General features: G+C 57.5%; 13 protein-coding genes and 1 pseudogene. 12 read left to right on the plus strand and 2 right to left on the minus strand.

Annotated features, from left to right (window positions below; genetic code table 11):
• The first annotated feature begins 50 nt into the window (after nucleotides 1-50).
• Nucleotides 51-1,436, plus strand: coding sequence for a 2-oxoadipate dioxygenase/decarboxylase HglS (hglS, locus tag ACRC4F_RS27485; RefSeq protein WP_438662185.1), 1,386 nt, complete (start codon nucleotides 51-53; stop codon nucleotides 1,434-1,436).
• A 78-nt stretch (nucleotides 1,437-1,514) separates the two neighbouring features.
• On the opposite strand, the gene ACRC4F_RS27490 is transcribed toward hglS, so the two are convergent.
• Nucleotides 1,515-2,192, minus strand: a complete 678-nt coding sequence (locus tag ACRC4F_RS27490; RefSeq protein WP_438662186.1) for a type 1 glutamine amidotransferase domain-containing protein — start codon at nucleotides 2,190-2,192, stop codon at nucleotides 1,515-1,517.
• A 414-nt stretch (nucleotides 2,193-2,606) separates the two neighbouring features.
• Here ACRC4F_RS27490 and ACRC4F_RS27495 point away from each other — a divergent pair, with 414 nt between their 5' ends.
• The 6 genes from ACRC4F_RS27495 to ACRC4F_RS27520 all read left to right on the plus strand — a co-directional run bounded on the left by ACRC4F_RS27495 (nucleotide 2,607) and on the right by ACRC4F_RS27520 (nucleotide 12,647).
• Nucleotides 2,607-3,122 (plus strand): Hcp family type VI secretion system effector, encoded by a 516-nt coding sequence (locus ACRC4F_RS27495; RefSeq protein ID WP_033058787.1) that lies wholly within the window; start codon nucleotides 2,607-2,609, stop codon nucleotides 3,120-3,122.
• Nucleotides 3,123-3,253: 131 nt separating this feature from the next.
• Entirely contained in the window at nucleotides 3,254-5,296 is a 2,043-nt protein-coding gene (gene tssI, locus ACRC4F_RS27500; RefSeq protein ID WP_438662187.1) for a type VI secretion system tip protein TssI/VgrG, read from the plus strand.
• A complete protein-coding gene (locus tag ACRC4F_RS27505; protein ID WP_438662188.1) occupies nucleotides 5,286-6,026 on the plus strand; it encodes a DUF4123 domain-containing protein in 741 nt (246 codons plus the stop codon). The genes tssI and ACRC4F_RS27505 overlap by 11 nt, the downstream gene beginning before the upstream one ends.
• On the plus strand, nucleotides 6,023-10,918 hold the full coding sequence (locus ACRC4F_RS27510; RefSeq protein WP_438662189.1) for a polymorphic toxin type 46 domain-containing protein: 4,896 nt from the start codon (nucleotides 6,023-6,025) through the stop codon (nucleotides 10,916-10,918). The genes ACRC4F_RS27505 and ACRC4F_RS27510 overlap by 4 nt, the downstream gene beginning before the upstream one ends.
• 31 nt (nucleotides 10,919-10,949) lie before the next feature.
• The gene (locus tag ACRC4F_RS27515; RefSeq protein ID WP_438662190.1) at nucleotides 10,950-11,222 is read left to right on the plus strand and encodes a hypothetical protein; all 273 of its coding nucleotides are present in this window, start codon (nucleotides 10,950-10,952) and stop codon (nucleotides 11,220-11,222) included.
• A gap of 1,062 nt (nucleotides 11,223-12,284) precedes the next feature.
• Nucleotides 12,285-12,647 (plus strand): DUF6463 family protein, encoded by a 363-nt coding sequence (locus tag ACRC4F_RS27520; RefSeq protein WP_438662191.1) that lies wholly within the window; start codon nucleotides 12,285-12,287, stop codon nucleotides 12,645-12,647.
• 132 nt (nucleotides 12,648-12,779) lie between these two features.
• Here the strand turns inward: ACRC4F_RS27520 and ACRC4F_RS27525 are convergent, their stop codons facing one another.
• Nucleotides 12,780-13,469: a winged helix-turn-helix transcriptional regulator gene (locus tag ACRC4F_RS27525; protein ID WP_438662192.1), complete on the minus strand. Its 690-nt coding sequence runs from the start codon at nucleotides 13,467-13,469 to the stop codon at nucleotides 12,780-12,782.
• 105 nt (nucleotides 13,470-13,574) lie between these two features.
• Here ACRC4F_RS27525 and ACRC4F_RS27530 point away from each other — a divergent pair, with 105 nt between their 5' ends.
• The 5 genes and pseudogenes from ACRC4F_RS27530 to ACRC4F_RS27550 all read left to right on the plus strand — a co-directional run.
• A complete protein-coding gene (locus tag ACRC4F_RS27530; RefSeq protein ID WP_438662193.1) occupies nucleotides 13,575-14,516 on the plus strand; it encodes a carbon-nitrogen hydrolase family protein in 942 nt (313 codons plus the stop codon).
• Between the two features lie 48 nt (nucleotides 14,517-14,564).
• A complete protein-coding gene (locus ACRC4F_RS27535) occupies nucleotides 14,565-14,999 on the plus strand; it encodes a GFA family protein (protein WP_438662194.1) in 435 nt (144 codons plus the stop codon).
• A gap of 96 nt (nucleotides 15,000-15,095) precedes the next feature.
• On the plus strand, nucleotides 15,096-15,500 hold the full coding sequence (locus ACRC4F_RS27540; RefSeq protein ID WP_438662195.1) for an antitoxin Xre-like helix-turn-helix domain-containing protein: 405 nt from the start codon (nucleotides 15,096-15,098) through the stop codon (nucleotides 15,498-15,500).
• A complete protein-coding gene (locus tag ACRC4F_RS27545; RefSeq protein ID WP_438662196.1) occupies nucleotides 15,494-16,186 on the plus strand; it encodes an RES family NAD+ phosphorylase in 693 nt (230 codons plus the stop codon). The genes ACRC4F_RS27540 and ACRC4F_RS27545 overlap by 7 nt, the downstream gene beginning before the upstream one ends.
• Before the next feature lie 132 nt (nucleotides 16,187-16,318).
• Nucleotides 16,319-16,420: pseudogene (locus tag ACRC4F_RS27550) on the plus strand (phage infection protein); the annotation flags it as partial.

Genomic DNA, 16,420 nt, shown 5'->3' on the forward strand with positions numbered 1-16,420 from the left:
CTGCGATCTTTTCCGCATCCGTTACGTCACCCGCGCCAGGAATTTTTTTCATGAGCCACCCAAGCTTCGTCAGCCCTGACCTGATCCGCCAACGCTTCTCCAAAGCGATGTCCGACATGTACCGCGAAGAAGTGCCGCTGTACGGCGCGCTGATGAAGTTGGTGGAACAGACCAACCGTCACGTGCTGGACAGCGATCCGCAGGTGGCACGACAGCTGAACAGCACCGGCGAAATCGAGCGGCTGGACCTGGAGCGTCACGGGGCGATCCGTGTCGGCACCGCCGAAGAATTGGCCACCCTCGCCCGACTGTTCGCGGTGATGGGCATGCACCCCGTCGGCTATTACGACCTGACGCCGGCCGGCGTGCCGGTACACTCCACCGCGTTCCGCGCCGTGCACGAAGCTTCTTTGCAAGTCAGCCCGTTCCGGGTGTTCACCTCGCTGCTGCGCCTGGAGCTGATCGAAGACCTGGAACTGCGAGCCTTCGCCCAGTCGGTGCTGGACAAGCGCCAGATCTTTACTCCGACAGCGCTTGCACTGATCGACCGCGCCGAAACCGAGGGCGGTCTTACCGAACAGGAAGCCCAGGACTTCGTCGGACAGGCACTGGAAACCTTTCGCTGGCACCACAGCGCCACCGTCACCGCCGAGCAATACCAGACACTCAGCGCCCAGCATCGCCTGATCGCCGACGTGGTCGCCTTCAAAGGTCCGCACATTAATCACCTGACACCGCGCACCCTGGACATCGACATCGTCCAGGCGCAAATGCCCGCCCACGGCATCACGCCCAAAGCCGTCATCGAAGGCCCGCCCCGCCGGCAGTGCCCGATCCTGCTGCGCCAGACCAGTTTCAAAGCGCTCGACGAGCCGATCGCCTTCACCGATCAAGCCGAGACTCGCGGCAGTCACAGCGCACGCTTCGGTGAAATCGAACAGCGCGGCGCAGCGCTCACCCCGAAAGGCCGGGCGCTATACGACCGTTTGCTCAACGCAGCCCGCGATGAATTGAAAGACTTCCCCAACGAGGCCAATGCCGCACGTTACAACACGCTGATGACACAGCATTTTGGCGAATTCCCTGACACCTACGAAGGCATGCGCCGACAGGAACTGGCGTACTTTCGCTACTTCGTCACGGAAAAAGGCCTGGCGGCGGATGAGTTGAAATCGTTGCCGCTGGAAGACTTGCTCAGCGGTGGCTATTTGCGGGTTGAGCCCCTGGTGTATGAGGATTTTCTGCCGGTCAGCGCGGCGGGGATTTTCCAGTCGAACCTTGGGGATGCGGCGCAGACCCACTATGGCGTGCATTCGAACCAGCATGCGTTTGAACAAGCGTTGGGACGGCCGACGATCAATGAACTGGGGTTGTATGCCGAGACGCAGCGACGCTCGATCGAGCAGTGTTTTGCTGCGCTAAACCCCGCTACCTAAGGCACGACCCGGCCCTAAGGAGACACAGACCTGTAGCAGCTGTCGAGCAGCGCGAGGCAGCTGCTACAGGTCCTGTGGTTACTTCAGTTTTTTCAACAACGCTTCAGCGGCAGCTTCGGAAGATGCCGGGTTCTGTCCGGTGATCAGCAAGCCATCGGTCAGCACATAACTCGCCCAATCCGCACCCTTGGAATATTCACCGCCCTTCTCCTTCAGCATGTCCTCCACCAGAAACGGCACGACATTCGTCAGCTGCACAGCCTCTTCCTCAGAGTTGGTAAAGCCCGTCACGCGCTTGCCTTTGACCAGTGACTGGCCATCAGGTCCCTTGACGTCACGCAACACACCCGGCGCATGGCAGACCGCCGCGACAGGTTTTCCGGCCTTGATAAACGCCTCGATCAGAGCGATTGAAATTTTGTCTTCGGCCAAGTCCCACAGTGGACCATGACCGCCGGGATAAAACACGGCGTCGTAATCCTCGGGTCTCACGGTACTCAATACAGCCGTGGACGCCAGCGCTGACTGGGCTGCAGAGTCTTTGCGAAAGCGCTCGGTGGCAGCGGTTTGCGCGTCCGGCTCGTCGCTTTTCGGGTCCAGCGGCGGCTGGCCACCCTTGGGCGAAACCAGGGTCAGTTGAGCACCGGCATCCTTGAAGGCGAAATACGGTGCGGCGAATTCTTCCAGCCAGAAGCCGGTTTTCTTACCCGTGTTACCCAATTGATCGTGGGACGTTAAAACCATCAGGATTTTCATGTCGTTCTCACTCCACTTCGGGGTTGTTCGGGCGCTCGACGGCGCTGTTTTTATGGACCACTCAGCCTGTGGATTCGTTGCAGCGAATACCAGGCGTCTTTCAGTGATGGCGCAAAGCCTTGCTGCGCAAGAAGTTGCGCACTACTCGCTCCAAAAGCCCTTGCCGGATCGCTGATCGCCCGGCCTGTCAGGCCCTCCAGCCGAGTGCGCAAGTTCTTGCGCAATGCTGTGCAAGAACTTGCGCACATTCAGGCGGCAGCGCTTTCAACAATCCTCACCGCGCTTGAAAAAATGCCTCAACCCCCTGATTTATATGGGTAGAACCGTTTCTGGCACGGACCTTGATAACAGTCAGGCACCCACCGGGCGATACCGCCTCCCGGGCACCCTAAATTTTTAGCAAGGAGCACATCCATGGCTACACCAGCGTACATGTCCGTCACTGGCGAAAAACAAGGTCTGATCACTGCCGGCGCATTCACCGCCGACTCGGTTGGCAACACTTACCAGGAAGGTCACGAAGACCAGGTCATGGTTCAGGCTTTCAGCCACGACGTGATCATCCCGCGTGACCCACAGTCCGGCCAGCCAACCGGTCAGCGCGTTCACAAGCCAGTTGTCATCACCAAGGTGTACGACAAGGCTTCGCCACTGCTGCAAGCTGCTCTGACCTCCGGCGAGCGCATGAGCGAAATCGTTATCCAGTGGTACCGCACTTCGGCTCAAGGTACCCAAGAGCACTACTACACCACCAAACTGGAAGACGCGATTATCGTCGCCATCAACAACAAAATGCACAACTGCCAGGATCCGTCGAACTCCCACTTCACGCACCTGGAAGAAGTACAGTTCACCTACCGCAAAATCACCTGGACCCACGAAGTATCCGGTACTTCGGGTTCCGATGACTGGCGTCTGCCGGTCGCCTGAGTCAGGCCGACCGTCTAAAGCATCGGCCAGCTCTGCTGGTCGATGTTGTTTACGCCCTTCCAGAATTTTCGCGTCCGCAAGCGCCCTGCCCGGGTGTAGCGTACGCCGCTGCACTGCACAAGGAACAAGGGATGTTCGCGCCGGCCAATCAAACTCACTTTGCCCTGACCATCGAAGGTCTTTCCAGCGACTTCCAGGTACTGTCCCTGCAAGGTCGGGAAGCCATCAGCCAGCCTTTTGTGTTTGAGGTGGAACTGGTCAGTGAACAGCCGTCCCTGGACCTTGAGACCCTGCTGCACAAACCGGCCTTCTTGCAGCTCTCGCCTGACGGCAACGGCATTCATGGCCAGATCTATCGCGCCGCCCAGGGTGATTCCGGCAAACGCCTGACCCGCTACGCGGTGACCCTGCGTCCGCAACTGTCCTACCTGGCGCACCGCATCAACCAACGCATCTTCCAGAACCTCACCGTCCCGAAAATCATCGGCATGGTCCTCGAAGAGCACGGCATCCAAAGCAACGCCTATGAATTCAAAGTCGGGGCGATCTATCCCGAGCGCATCTACTGCGTTCAGTACGATGAATCGGACCTGCAATTCATCCAGCGCCTGTGCGAGGAAGAAGGTATCCACTACCACTTCCAGCACAGCGCCACGGCCCACAAACTGGTGTTCGGCGATGACCAGACGGTGTTCCCGAAACTCGCACCCGTGGCCTATCAGCAAGACTCCGGCATGGTCGCCAACGACCCGGTGATCAAGCGCTTCGATCTGCGCCTGGAAACCCGCACCAGCCGCACCACCCGCCGCGACTACGACTTCGAAAAACCGCGCATCACCCTCGAAAGCGAAAACCGTGGCGACGCCCTGCCCGACCTCGAAGACTACGACTACCCCGGTCGTTTCATCGACCGTGAGCGCGGCAAACATTTAGCCAAGCGCAACCTCGAACGTCATCGCAGCGACTTCCAGTTAGCCGAAGGCAAAAGCGATCAGCCGTTGCTGGTCAGCGGCCATTTCCTGGCTCTGACCCAACACCCAAAAGCCAAATGGAACGACCTGTGGCTGCTGACCGAAGTCCTCCACGAAGGCAAACAGCCGCAAGTGCTGGAAGAGTCGGTGACCAGCGACACCACCAGCCTCAAGGGCGATTTCCACCAGGGTTACCGCAACCGCTTCCAGGCCACGCCGTGGGACGTGCCGAACCGCCCGCCGCTGACGCAAAAGAAGCCGCGCATCCTCGGCAGCCAAAGCGCCGTGGTCACCGGGCCCAAGGGTGAAGAGATCCACTGCGACCAGTACGGCCGCGTCAAAGTGCAATTCCACTGGGACCGCGAAGGCCAGGCCGACGACAAGACCAGCTGCTGGCTGCGCGTCTCCTCCGCCTGGGCCGGCGCCCACTACGGCGGCATCGCCATTCCGCGGATCGGCATGGAAGTGCTCGTCACCTTCCTCGAAGGCGACCCCGACCAGCCGCTGATCAGCGGCTGCCTGTACCACAAGGAAAACGTCGTCCCGTACCCGCTGCCGGCGAACAAAACCCGCAGCACCTTCAAAACCCTGAGTTCCAAGGGCGGTGGCGGCTTCAACGAACTGCGTATCGAAGACAAAAAAGGTCAGGAACAAATCTTCCTGCACGCCCAGCGCGACTGGGACGAAAACGTCGAACACGACCAGAAAATCCGCGTCGGCAACGAACGCCACGACACCGTCGAGAAAAACAGCTACAGCGAATTCAAGGCCGAAGAACACCACACCGTCTACGCCGACCGCAAAGTCGAAGCCCGGGCGAACGACCACCTAACCGTGGGCGTGAATCAACACATCAAGATCGGCACCGGGCAATTCATCGACGCTGGCCAGGAGATCCACTTGAGCAGCGGCATGAAAGTCGTGTTGGAAGCCGGCAGTGAACTGACCCTGATCGGCGGTGGCAGCTTCATCAAGATTGATGCTGGCGGCGTGACCCTGAGCGGGCCGGTGATCAACATGAACTCCGGGGGTGGGCCGGGAAGTGGCACGGGAGCGGCGCCGTTGTTGCCGGGGGTGTTGAAACAGGCGGATGCCGACAAGGCTGGCGCGGTGTTGACCCCGGCGCAGATCAATACGCTGAAGCGCAATGCGCCGTTTTGTGAAGAGTGTGAGAAATGCAAGGCAGGTGCTTGTGCGATCTGATCTGTTGACTCCGCAGGCGTGGTTGGCGGACAAGCCATTGCAGGCAGGTGAACGCCTATACCTGATCGTCAGTGCTGCCAGCGATGCCGAACCGCTGAAGGCCTACTACCAGCAAGAGATGGCACCAGAACTGATACCTATCTGGGGTGGCACGCCTTACGCCGATTGGCAGCCAGTCATGCCCTATCTCGCCGAGCTGAAGCCAACTGCCGGTTTTTTGCAATGGATTACCGAAACCGATGCCCAGGATTGGGGTTGGCTGGCGGTGTCCACCAGCACAGCGGACGTGGTGTTTGAACATCTGCGCAGTTTGACCCAAGTGCGGACACCCGACGGTACCGAGGTGTTCTTCCGGTTCTGGGACGGGCGGCATATTCACCCGATTCTTGAAGGACTGGACGCCAGCGCTGGCGAGGTGCTGCCGGTGTTCGATCGTTACTTGATCAACGGGCAGAGCCTGACAGTAGGACCAAGGTCCGTACCTCCGGCGAAGGAGTGGCCGTGGTGGGAAGTGCCACAGAAGCTGCTCGATACGCTGGCGGAAAAAGACCACACCACCGTCGTCGACAACCTGATGCAGTGGCTGGGTGAGGACTGCCCGGAGCTGTTCTTCGCGTTCCCCGAAAGTAACTTGCGCCACAAGGTCGAGCGCTTCGTCCGCCAACAACCCAACACAGAAGATATGGCAGAGCGTCTTGCGGCTCAGCTGACAAAGGAAGTCACGTCATGAATACCCCGATTGGTACCTTGGTCCTGCGCGTGCTGGACGCCAAAACGCCTGACGTGAACCTGATTCTCAAAGACTTCAAGAACTGCCTGAGCGATTACAAGGAGTGGGCAGACGGGTTTCTCACTGGCTGGGCACTCGATGTCGACCAGACATTCAAAGTCGGCAACGAAGTCAGCGTCACCAAACGCAAGACCAAAACCGGTGCGGTCGAGACCTACGCAACTTGCCCCCTGGCGGGCGACTTCACCCTGATCCACATGTTCGAGTCGGCACGTTTCGTCCCCATCGGCAACACGCCAGTGAAACTGGAGCCCGTCACCAAAGGCACGCTCTACGACGACGTCACCGGCCCTGCCATTGAAACAACCATCGGCCCCAGCGGCATCAAGGTGATCGACGGCTGCAAGAAAGGCCAGATGTACCGCATCACCTTTTTCCCCAACGTCTCCCAGAGCAACGTCAAAGCGCTCTACGACTCCTATCAGGGCGTAATCGGCAATCTTGAAGGTTGGTTGCAAAGCGAGTGGTCGGGCAAGTTTCAGCCACAGTGGGCCAGCTACTCGGCGGCCGACCGCATGGGCCGTTCGGTCATCCTGTTGAAACAAGCGATGGATGGCCTGGAAAAAGCGTTGCTCAGGCTGTGGGACGACATCAAAAGCCTGTTCGAACTGCTCGCACATCCGAAGGAAAACCTCGAAAAGCTGCGCAAATACCTGTCGGATGTCGAAATCGACAAGCTCTATGCCGCATCCAAGGAGTCCATTGCTTCAGGCCTGTTGATCCTCAGTGACGAACCCCTGATGTTCATCTACGTTTCTGCAATGGTCGCCTGGGTCGGCATGCTGCCTCCGCAGGTCGTTGTGGACGTGGTGACGGCGATTGCAGCAGAGTTCCTGATCAACGTGGTGCTGGGCATTTGCCTCACCGGTGGCGCGGGGATCGCGGTGCGAGTGGGCACCAAAGCGCTGTCCACCGTCAAGTCCGGTACAGCCATCAAGTACCTCGAAGAACTGGCCGCGAAACTGATGGCGTTGAGCGGCAAACACAGCCTGCCGGCACACGCTGAAGTGTCGAAACCGTTGATTGCCAGCGCCAAAAATGTGCCGATGAAGCCGACCAAAACAGCGGCGATTAAAATCGACGAGGCTGCTGCCAACGGGTCAAAAAGTCAGGTGCCGAAAACCACGGATACGCCGAAGCAGGAAGTGAAAGATGCTTCTTCGTTTCCGCGCGGCAAGAAAGAAAAACAGACCACTCTCACCCCCAAGGAAAAGGTTGACGACGTTTCCACGCAGTCGAAGACGCCCGACGATAAAAGCGCCACCTGCGCCAAGAAAACCTGCACCAATGGTTGCCCCGTGTCGATGGTTACGGGCGAAGAGCTGCTTACCCTGACCGATGGCGAACTCGGTGGTTTATTGCCCTTCAGCTGGACGCGCCTCTATCGCACCAGCGCCGCACAAATCGATTGCGGCCTCGGCTACGGCTGGAGCCATGCCTTGGCCCAACGCGTCGACATCCTCGAAGACGAAGTCATCTGGACCGACCACGAGAACCGTATCACCACGTTCCCGCTGCCAAGCGTGCAGCGTCCGGCGATCACTAACAGCCTCTCGGAAGCGGCCATTTTCATCGGCGATGATCCTTCCGAACTGGTCCTCACGCAGGCCGGCGAACGCAAACAGTTCTACCACTTCCGCTACAACAGCAAGGGCGCCACGCTGATCGCCATCAGCGACGATTACGGCAACCGGCTGCACATTACCCGTGACATCCACGGGCGAATCAAGCGTGTCGATAACGGTGCCGGTCGCGCCCTTCTCGTGCGTTACGACCGCAAGCACATCGTCGCCATCGACTATCAGCAGTTCAGCCCGGCGGACAATCTGGAAGATGCCTGGAGCACCGTTCAGACTCTGGTCACCTATGGCTACGACGCCCAGCACCGCCTGATCGAAGCCCGAAACGCAGCCGGCGAAGCAGAACGCTATGCCTACAACGATCAAAACGTCATCCTTGAGCGCCAACTGGCCGGTGGCGCGAGTTTCTACTGGGAGTGGGAAAAGGAAGGCAAGTCGGCACGCTGCATCCATCACTGGGCGAGCTTCTCGCAGATGGACGCGCATTACGCCTGGGATGACAAGGGCAGCGTCACGGTTACCAACGCCGACGGCAGCGAAGAAATCTACACCCACGACGATCAGGCCCGACTGGTCGCCAAGGTTGACCCGGATGGCGCCGAACACCTCAAGGCCTACGATGACAAGGGCCGGTTGATTGCCGAAAAAGATCCTCTCGGCGCAGTCACCGAGTACCAGTACAACGAAGCCGGCCGACTGGTCGCGGTGATTCCACCGGAAGACGCTCCCACCACTTACGAGTACTACCACGGGTTCGTCCGTGTAGTGAACCGTGGTCCGGCAACCTGGACCTACTGGCGTAACGATCAGGGCGACATCACCGAACAAATCGACCCGGACGGCAACTCGACTCACTACAGCTACAACCGCCAGGGCCGCCTGCTGGAGATCCGTCATCCTGATGGCAGTCGCCATCAACTGGGTTGGAACAACCTCGGTCAACTGCTCGAAGAACAGCTGCCCGACGGCGGCCAGCGCAAGTATCGCTACGACGCGTTGGGCCGACAGATCACCCGCCAGGACGAAAGCGGCGCGATCACCCACTATCAATGGGACGCGGCGAACCGCCTCGCGCAAATCACTCTGCCCGGCGGTGCAACCCGTGCGTATACCTACAACGCTTATGGCAAAGTCACCGCCGAGCGCGATGAACTGGGCCGCGTCACCCGCTACGAGTATGCGGATAACCTGCATCTGGTCAGCCGTCGCATCAACCCGGACGGCAGCCAACTGCGTTACCGCTACGACAACTCGCGCCTGTTGCTCAGCGAGATCGAAAACGAACGTGGCGAGCACTACCACCTCGATTACTACCCGAATGGCCTGATCCAGCAGGAAACCGGCTTCGACGGTCGCCGCACCGCCTACGAGTACGACCTCAACGGCAAACTGCTGAAGAAAGCCGAATTTGGCGACGACGGCAGCGAACTGATTACCGAGTACCAGCGCGACGCCGCTGGCCGCTTGCTGGTAAAAACCCTGGCCGATGGCGAAGAAATTCACTACAGCTACGACGCACTGGGTCGCCTGGTAAACGTCGACGACGGCCACTGGCCTCTCGCCTACGAATACGATCTGCAAGACCGCCTGATCACCGAACACCAGGGCTGGGGCACCACGCGTTACGAGTACGACAAACTCGGCCAACTGAGCCACTGCCGCCTCCCCGATGGCAGCAAACTCGACTACCGCCACCAGTCCGGTGGCCGCCTGAGTAGCATCGACCTCAACGGCTCGCGCCTGACCACTCACCAGTTCAGCGCCGGCCGCGAGCAGCAACGTCAACAAGGCCTGCTGCTCAGCAAATACCAGTACGACGAACAAGGCCGACTGCAAGCCCACACGGTGGGTCAGCAAGATCGCAACTTGTTCCACCGTCGCTACGCCTACGACGCCAATGGCAATCTCGCGGGCGTCGACGACAGCCGCAAAGGCAATCGCAGCTACCACTACGACCCGCTCGACCGACTGATCAACGTCCGCGGCACCACCCCGGAAAGCTTCGCCCACGACCCGGCGGGCAACCTCCTGGGCCAGGGCGACCAGCCAACCGCAAACCTCGCCAACGTCAAAGGCAATCGCCTGCTCATGCAGGGCGACCGCCACTACGACTACGACGCCTACGGCAACCTGGCGCGCGAACGTCGAGGAACCGGACAGAAACTCGTCACCGAATACCATTACGATTGCCAGCACCGCCTGATCGGCGTCAGCCTCCCCGGTGGCAGCAATGCAACCTACAAATACGACGCCTTTGGCCGCCGCATCGCCAAAACCGTCGATAGCCACACCACGCAATTCCTGTGGCAAGGCGAACGCCTGATCGCCGAAAGCGCCGACAACCGCTATCGCAGCTACATCTACGAACCGGGCACCTTCCGCCCATTGGCCATGCTCGATGGCGAAGGCCCGCTCAAAGCCGAGCCGTTCTACTACCAACTCGACCACCTCGGCACCCCACAGGAACTCACCGACTACAGCGGCCAGATCATGTGGTCGGCGAAATACCGCGCCTACGGCAACCTCGCTACCCTCGACATTGCTGAAATCGACAACCCGCTGCGCTTCCAGGGGCAGTACTTCGATGGGGAAACGGGCTTACATTACAACCGGCATCGCTACTACAATCCGGGCACTGGACGGTATCTGACGCCGGATCCGATCAAGCTTGCGGGTGGGTTGAATAACTACCAGTACGTGCCTAACCCTACGGGGTGGGTGGATCCGTTGGGGTTGAGTTGCGTTCCAAGCGACTGCCCAGATGACAGACGAGCTGAACTTAATCAAAAATACGGTCGGACAGGGGATATCAATAACGATATCAACGCCCGTGGAAGAAAAGAGACAGCAACCGAATTCTATCGGACACAAGGCTTCGAAGAGACGAGCATTCCGGGTCACTTAAATGGTATCGATTTTAACCAACCTGTGAATGTAGAGACGTTGAATCGGGGAAAAACCGTTTATCAATTTCAATCGCCCGGCGCCCCTCAAGGCAACTACTATTCGCTGAACCCTGCGACAACCCCATCAGAGCTTGGGATTGGTCCACTCGGGGATAATCGTGCAGCGGGCACGGTAGAACTTAAACTACAAGGCGTTTATCGCACGGTCGAAAAAACTCCCGTGTTGAAATCGACAGCCAAACCGATAGATGATACTTGGTCTGTGAGAGGGGTGACGCAACCGTCATCAGGGGGCGGCACTCAAGTCTTTAGCAGTGCTAAAGGGAACTTTGAAAAAACCCAGTAACTTCATCTGACGCACATCTAGGAGGTCACGAATGAAACAATCCGACTTATATGACATGGCAAGTCGATGCGGCTTTACGGTGACAGTGTTTTCGGATCATCCAGATTTTTTTTCTTCCTGGACATTAAATGTCAGAAGAGACGAAAAAAAATTTATGATAGAACACGATGGCAGGGACGGCTGGCTTATGTTCTATCAAGAAAACGAACCAAATAAATTCAAAGAGATTGACAAAAAAATATCTCACGCAATGAACGAAAATGAAAAGCTAAACCAATGCGAGTCCTGGCTATTAAGCGTTTAGAAAGCTCGCTATAAGCGACCGCACCTAGTGCAAAACAAAAATGGCGGAATAAACATATTTTCACGATAGAAACTAATTTCCGCTACATTTATTATCTATTTATGCTCTGTAGACACTACATACGGAGTTAAAAATTTGGCTTTCGATTCCCCACACCGGTCAACCGATGGACATTAAACATACGCTGTTCATCCTCCTGACTATTTTTTCAGAAAAAAAGGGGACGGATTTATTTGCTCTGATGAAAATAAATCCGTCCCCTTTTTATTCAAAAATGGCCAAGATGTCAATAATGGAAAGCCATGGAAAGTCATTGATATGGGCAAGACCATAGGCGCCAACGATGGCAAGGAAACACAATTTATGAGGGTCGAGTTAAGTGCAAACACTATCCACGGCCACCCTATTTCCGAAGACGCATTTAAAAAGCTCACAAAAGCGAAGAAAAACTAAATGGACACAAAAAAAATAATTGAACTCGGCGGAACAATCACACTTGATGATATTTAAAACGAGACTATAGGAAAGCCACTTTACCCACTGATTCCAAAGGATTTTTGAGCCATGACGAAGATAGGTATTGCTTCAGCATCCCCTACTGGCGACCTTGAAGTTGCAAAATTTTTGCATCAGCGATTTAAGATGTCGCTGATAGGCTTACAAAAAACTTGCCATGGGCAATAAGTATTTTTTATACCTGTGGCCTCTATGAAAATGACCATGTTCAACGCGAAAGAGATATTCGACACATAATCACCTTATTTAATCAAAAAAACCTTCGCTGTTTCTCTTGAAAATAGAAGATGACCAGGAGTGGAGTGATTTAGATACAGACAACCTTAGTCAACACTCAATACCTGTAGACGAACTGCTGAATGCTCTGAATTCATCCAAGGGACCTCACCGGCAACTTCGGCCGTCAATTGACATGTACGGAGTAAAAGGGGACGGAGTAAAAGGGGACAGATTTATTTTCTTTGATGAAAATAAATCTGCCCCCTTTTTTGTTCTAACCTATGCAAGGCATTTATCCAACCTTACCATTTATGGAGCCAATAAAAGATGTCAAACATCGCCGCATGGACCCTGTTCACCTTGGGCCTCTTACACATCCCCTTCGGCATCATCAAGTTCAAAACAGCATTCGCCGCCGCTGTAGATTCTGGCTTCGTTGACCAGTTCAAAGCCCACGAGGATCGGCGTGCTGCCCTCTGGTTTACCCTGCTGGGGCCGCTTTTCATGCTCGCAGGGCATACAGCGATTCACGCCGTGGCGGTTGGCGATCTCGCGCTACTTAAAATTGTGGGTCTCTATGTGCTTATGATCTCGATCATTTGTGTCATTGCTGTGCCTAAATCGGGGTTCTGGGCAACGCTGCTGGTTTCTCCACTGATCATCGCCGCGGGGTATGGCTTGTACGCCTGACAAACCGTTCAAGTCGTTCGCTTCGCTCACGCGCACAAAATAAATCAGTCCCCATTTAACGCAAAATAAATCAGTCCCCATTTAACGCACCATTTAACGCAGGCCGAATGCCGAAGCAGCAAGCCTGCGAAACTACCGAGTCACTGCCGCGCTCCGGGTCCCCGCAAACGCACTCGTCCCCAGCCAGCGCCACAGACTTTCCGCATCCTTCACTGCGCCATCCACACGCAGCTCTCGCGACTGAAGCACCTCTTTCGGTGTGCGGTCGCCCGCCCACACTTCGGTCAAGGCGCGCACGCTGGAGTCCACGACCAGCGTCAGTTCGCGGCCGGGGTCATCGCGGCATAGATCTGCCACGCCCTGCTCCACCACCAGCCACCACGCTTGCTCGCCGGGCCGCGCGTCGCGGAAGGTGAACTGGATGACCACCGGTCGTGACGGGAAGGTTTCGATACGCACGAACCGGCGTACGTCCCACATCAGCAGGCCGGCGTCGAGTTCGTCATCGCGCAGGCGGCTGCCGATCCAGCGTGCGCCCCAATGCCCCAGCGCCATGATGATGGGGCGCAATTCCTCGCCCGCCTCGGTCAGGCTGTATTCCCAGACTTTGCCGGTGGCCGTGCGGTGGATGACGCCGATTTCTTCCAGATGGCGCAGCCGTTGTGCCAGCAGGTTGGTGGACATTCGGGGGACGCCGCGGTGCAGTTCGTTGAAGCGTTTGCTGCCGCACAGCAGCTCGCGCACCACCAAGGGTGTCCAGCGCTCGCACAGGGCTTCCGCACCGCGGGCGACCGTGCAGAACTGACCGTAGCCTTCTTCCATCGTCTGGACTCCCGCAACTGCAACGCTTCACTTTTTGAACTAGCCCAGCCCTTTCGCCACGCGCACGCTCAAGCCTTCGAAAGCCAAATCTCAAAGGAGAACGCCATGATCACGGTAGCCATCATTCAGCGCCCGCCCGTGCTGCTCGACCGCAGTGCGACGATTGCCCGGGCCGTGGAATCGGTCGCAGAAGCTGCGGCGGCGGGAGCCTCGCTGATCGTTTTGCCTGAATCGTTCATTCCCGGTTATCCGTCGTGGATCTGGCGCCTGGCGGCGGGAAAGGACGGGGCTGTCATGGGCCAGTTGCACTCGCGGCTGCTGGCCAACGCCGTCGATATCACCAACGGTGACTTGAGCCAGTTGTGCGAGGCCGCCAGGGTTCACGCCGTGACGATCGTGTGCGGCATCAATGAATGCGACCGGCGCAATGGAGGCGGAACGCTCTATAACAGCGTAGTCGTTATCGGCGCGAACGGCGCCATGCTAAACCGCCACCGCAAGCTGATGCCAACCAATCCCGAGCGCATGGTGCATGGCTTCGGCGATGCGTCCGGGTTGCGTGCGGTCGATACCCCGGTCGGCCGCGTGGGTGCGCTGATCTGCTGGGAAAACTACATGCCGCTGGCGCGCTATTCGCTGTATGCCCAAGGGGTGGAAATCTACGTCGCGCCGACGTACGACACCGGTGAAGGCTGGATCAGCACGATGCGTCACATTGCACTCGAAGGCCGCTGTTGGGTAATCGGCAGTGGCTCCGCGCTGCGCGGCAGTGACATTCCCGAGGACTTCACGGCGCGTGCGCAACTGTTCGCCGATCCGGACGAATGGATCAACGACGGCGACTCGGTGGTGGTCAGTCCGCAAGGCCGGATCGTGGCCGGTCCACTGCACCGGGAGGCCGGCATTTTGTACGCGGAGATCGACGTCGCACTCGTGGCGCCGGCGCGGCGAGCGCTCGACGTCACCGGGCATTACGCGCGCCCGGACATTTTCGAACTGCAGGTGCGGCGCACACAGGCGACTGCGGTGCGCTATATCGACGAGTGAAGACAGGCAACGGCGGTATCGCCAGACCAGTGATTAAGGAGTCATGCCATGAACAATGAACGGTCTTACCAGGGCAGTTGTTTTTGCGGCGCGGTCGAGTTCACCGTCAGTGGCGACCCGGCCGGAATGGGCTATTGCCATTGCGAGTCGTGCCGGCATTGGTCAGCAGGGCCGGTCAACGCCTTCACGCTGTGGAAACCCGAGGCGGTGCAGGTGACTCGGGGCGCCGACAACATCGGCACCTACAACAAGACATCGCGCAGTTACCGCAAGTGGTGCAAGACGTGCGGCGGACACCTTTTCACTGAACACCCTGAGATGGGGCTGATCGATGTGTATGCCGCAGTCATTCCGGATCTCGAGTACTCGCCAGGTGTTCACGTGCACTATCAGGAGACGGTGCTGCGGATCAAGGATGGATTGCCGAAGCTAAAGGATGTCCCCGGCGAATTAGGCGGATCGGGTATCAGCGTGGAGGAATAGCGCCGTCGTTGAAGATCCCACTGGTCGGGCCTGCCTTGCTCTGTAGATTCAATTTCTATAGTTTTGAATCTATGGATTCATAGCGAGGCACAGAACATGGCAGTCCCCCTCCAGGAACAAGCCTTCACCAAGGCCCAATGCGTTACCGGTCTGCGCGCAGCCGTCAGCATTCTCGAAAAATGGAGCGCATCCAGCGATCAGGCTTGTCGCATCCTGCGCATTTCCCGCAGCACCTACACCCGCGCCCGGCAGCGCGATCCTTCGTGGTCCGTGACGCTGGATTCAGACCAGATGCAACGCATCAGTTTTGTCCTCAACATCCACGCCGCCCTGCGCCTGGTCTTCGATAATCCGGATAACGTCTACGGTTTCCCGTCGATGGACAACCACAACGAATTTTTCAATGGCCGTAGCCCGCTGGAGATCATGGCTCAGGGCGACATGATTTCCTTGTATGAAACCTTCAAGCGCATTGACGTGCTGCGTGGTGCGCAATGGTGACGGTGGGCGAACTGGCAGAACTTGCCGGCGAGCAGTTGCAGGCCTACCGACTGGTCAATTCGAAGTTTCCACCCATTGCGATGTTTGATGACGTGGCGGACGCGGAGGAGTTTGAAGTGCTGTATCAGATTCAGGCGCTGACCAATCCCAGGCTTAAAAATGAAGTGGGTCATCTTGAGTTGATTGCGCGGGATCAGATCCCGTTCGGCATTCCTGGCTGCTCGTACGCGACGGCGCCTTTTACCCACGTCAACCCGGCGGGTTCGCGGTTCAGCGATGGCAGTTTTGGGGTGCTGTATCTGGCGGATTCAATGGAAACGGCGTTGGCCGAGGTGCGGCATCACCAGGGTCTGTACTGGTCGAATGTCCCGGGCCTCAACTATGAGCGGTTTGTATTCCGGGGGTTGTCCTGCTCTTTCGTGGATGCAGCGATGAGGGATGCTGCCGCCATTGCCACGACCGATCCTGTTTACGATCCTGACGATTACACAGAGTCGCGGCGCTTGGGAAGGTCCGTCAAGGAGGCGCGTTATCCTGGGATTCGTTACCACTCCGTGCGGATGGCGGGCAGTTATTGCTGGGCGCTGATGACACCCAGACCGGTTTTATCGATCGTTCAAACCGCGCATTACGAGATGGTCTGGAATGGACAGCTCACGAGCGTTAGCAAGATCAGCGAAGCCTGAAGCGTCTAAATCGGTGCTTTTGCACTCATTACCGGCGTCGATAGTCACCATCGACTCAATGAAGTTCTCATAAAAAATCCGCGGCGTAAGATCGGCTCCATACCAAACAACTACACCCCGGAGCACACCATCATGAAACGCCAAATCCTTCTCAGCATCGCTTTCTCGGTTTTTGCAGTTAACGCTTTCGCCGCTTCTTCTGCTCACCCGGTTGTCGCTGAAGGCGGCTCGGAT

Origin of the sequence: Pseudomonas sp. (genome assembly GCF_051660785.1) — a bacterium.
Taxonomy (GTDB): domain Bacteria; phylum Pseudomonadota; class Gammaproteobacteria; order Pseudomonadales; family Pseudomonadaceae; genus Aquipseudomonas.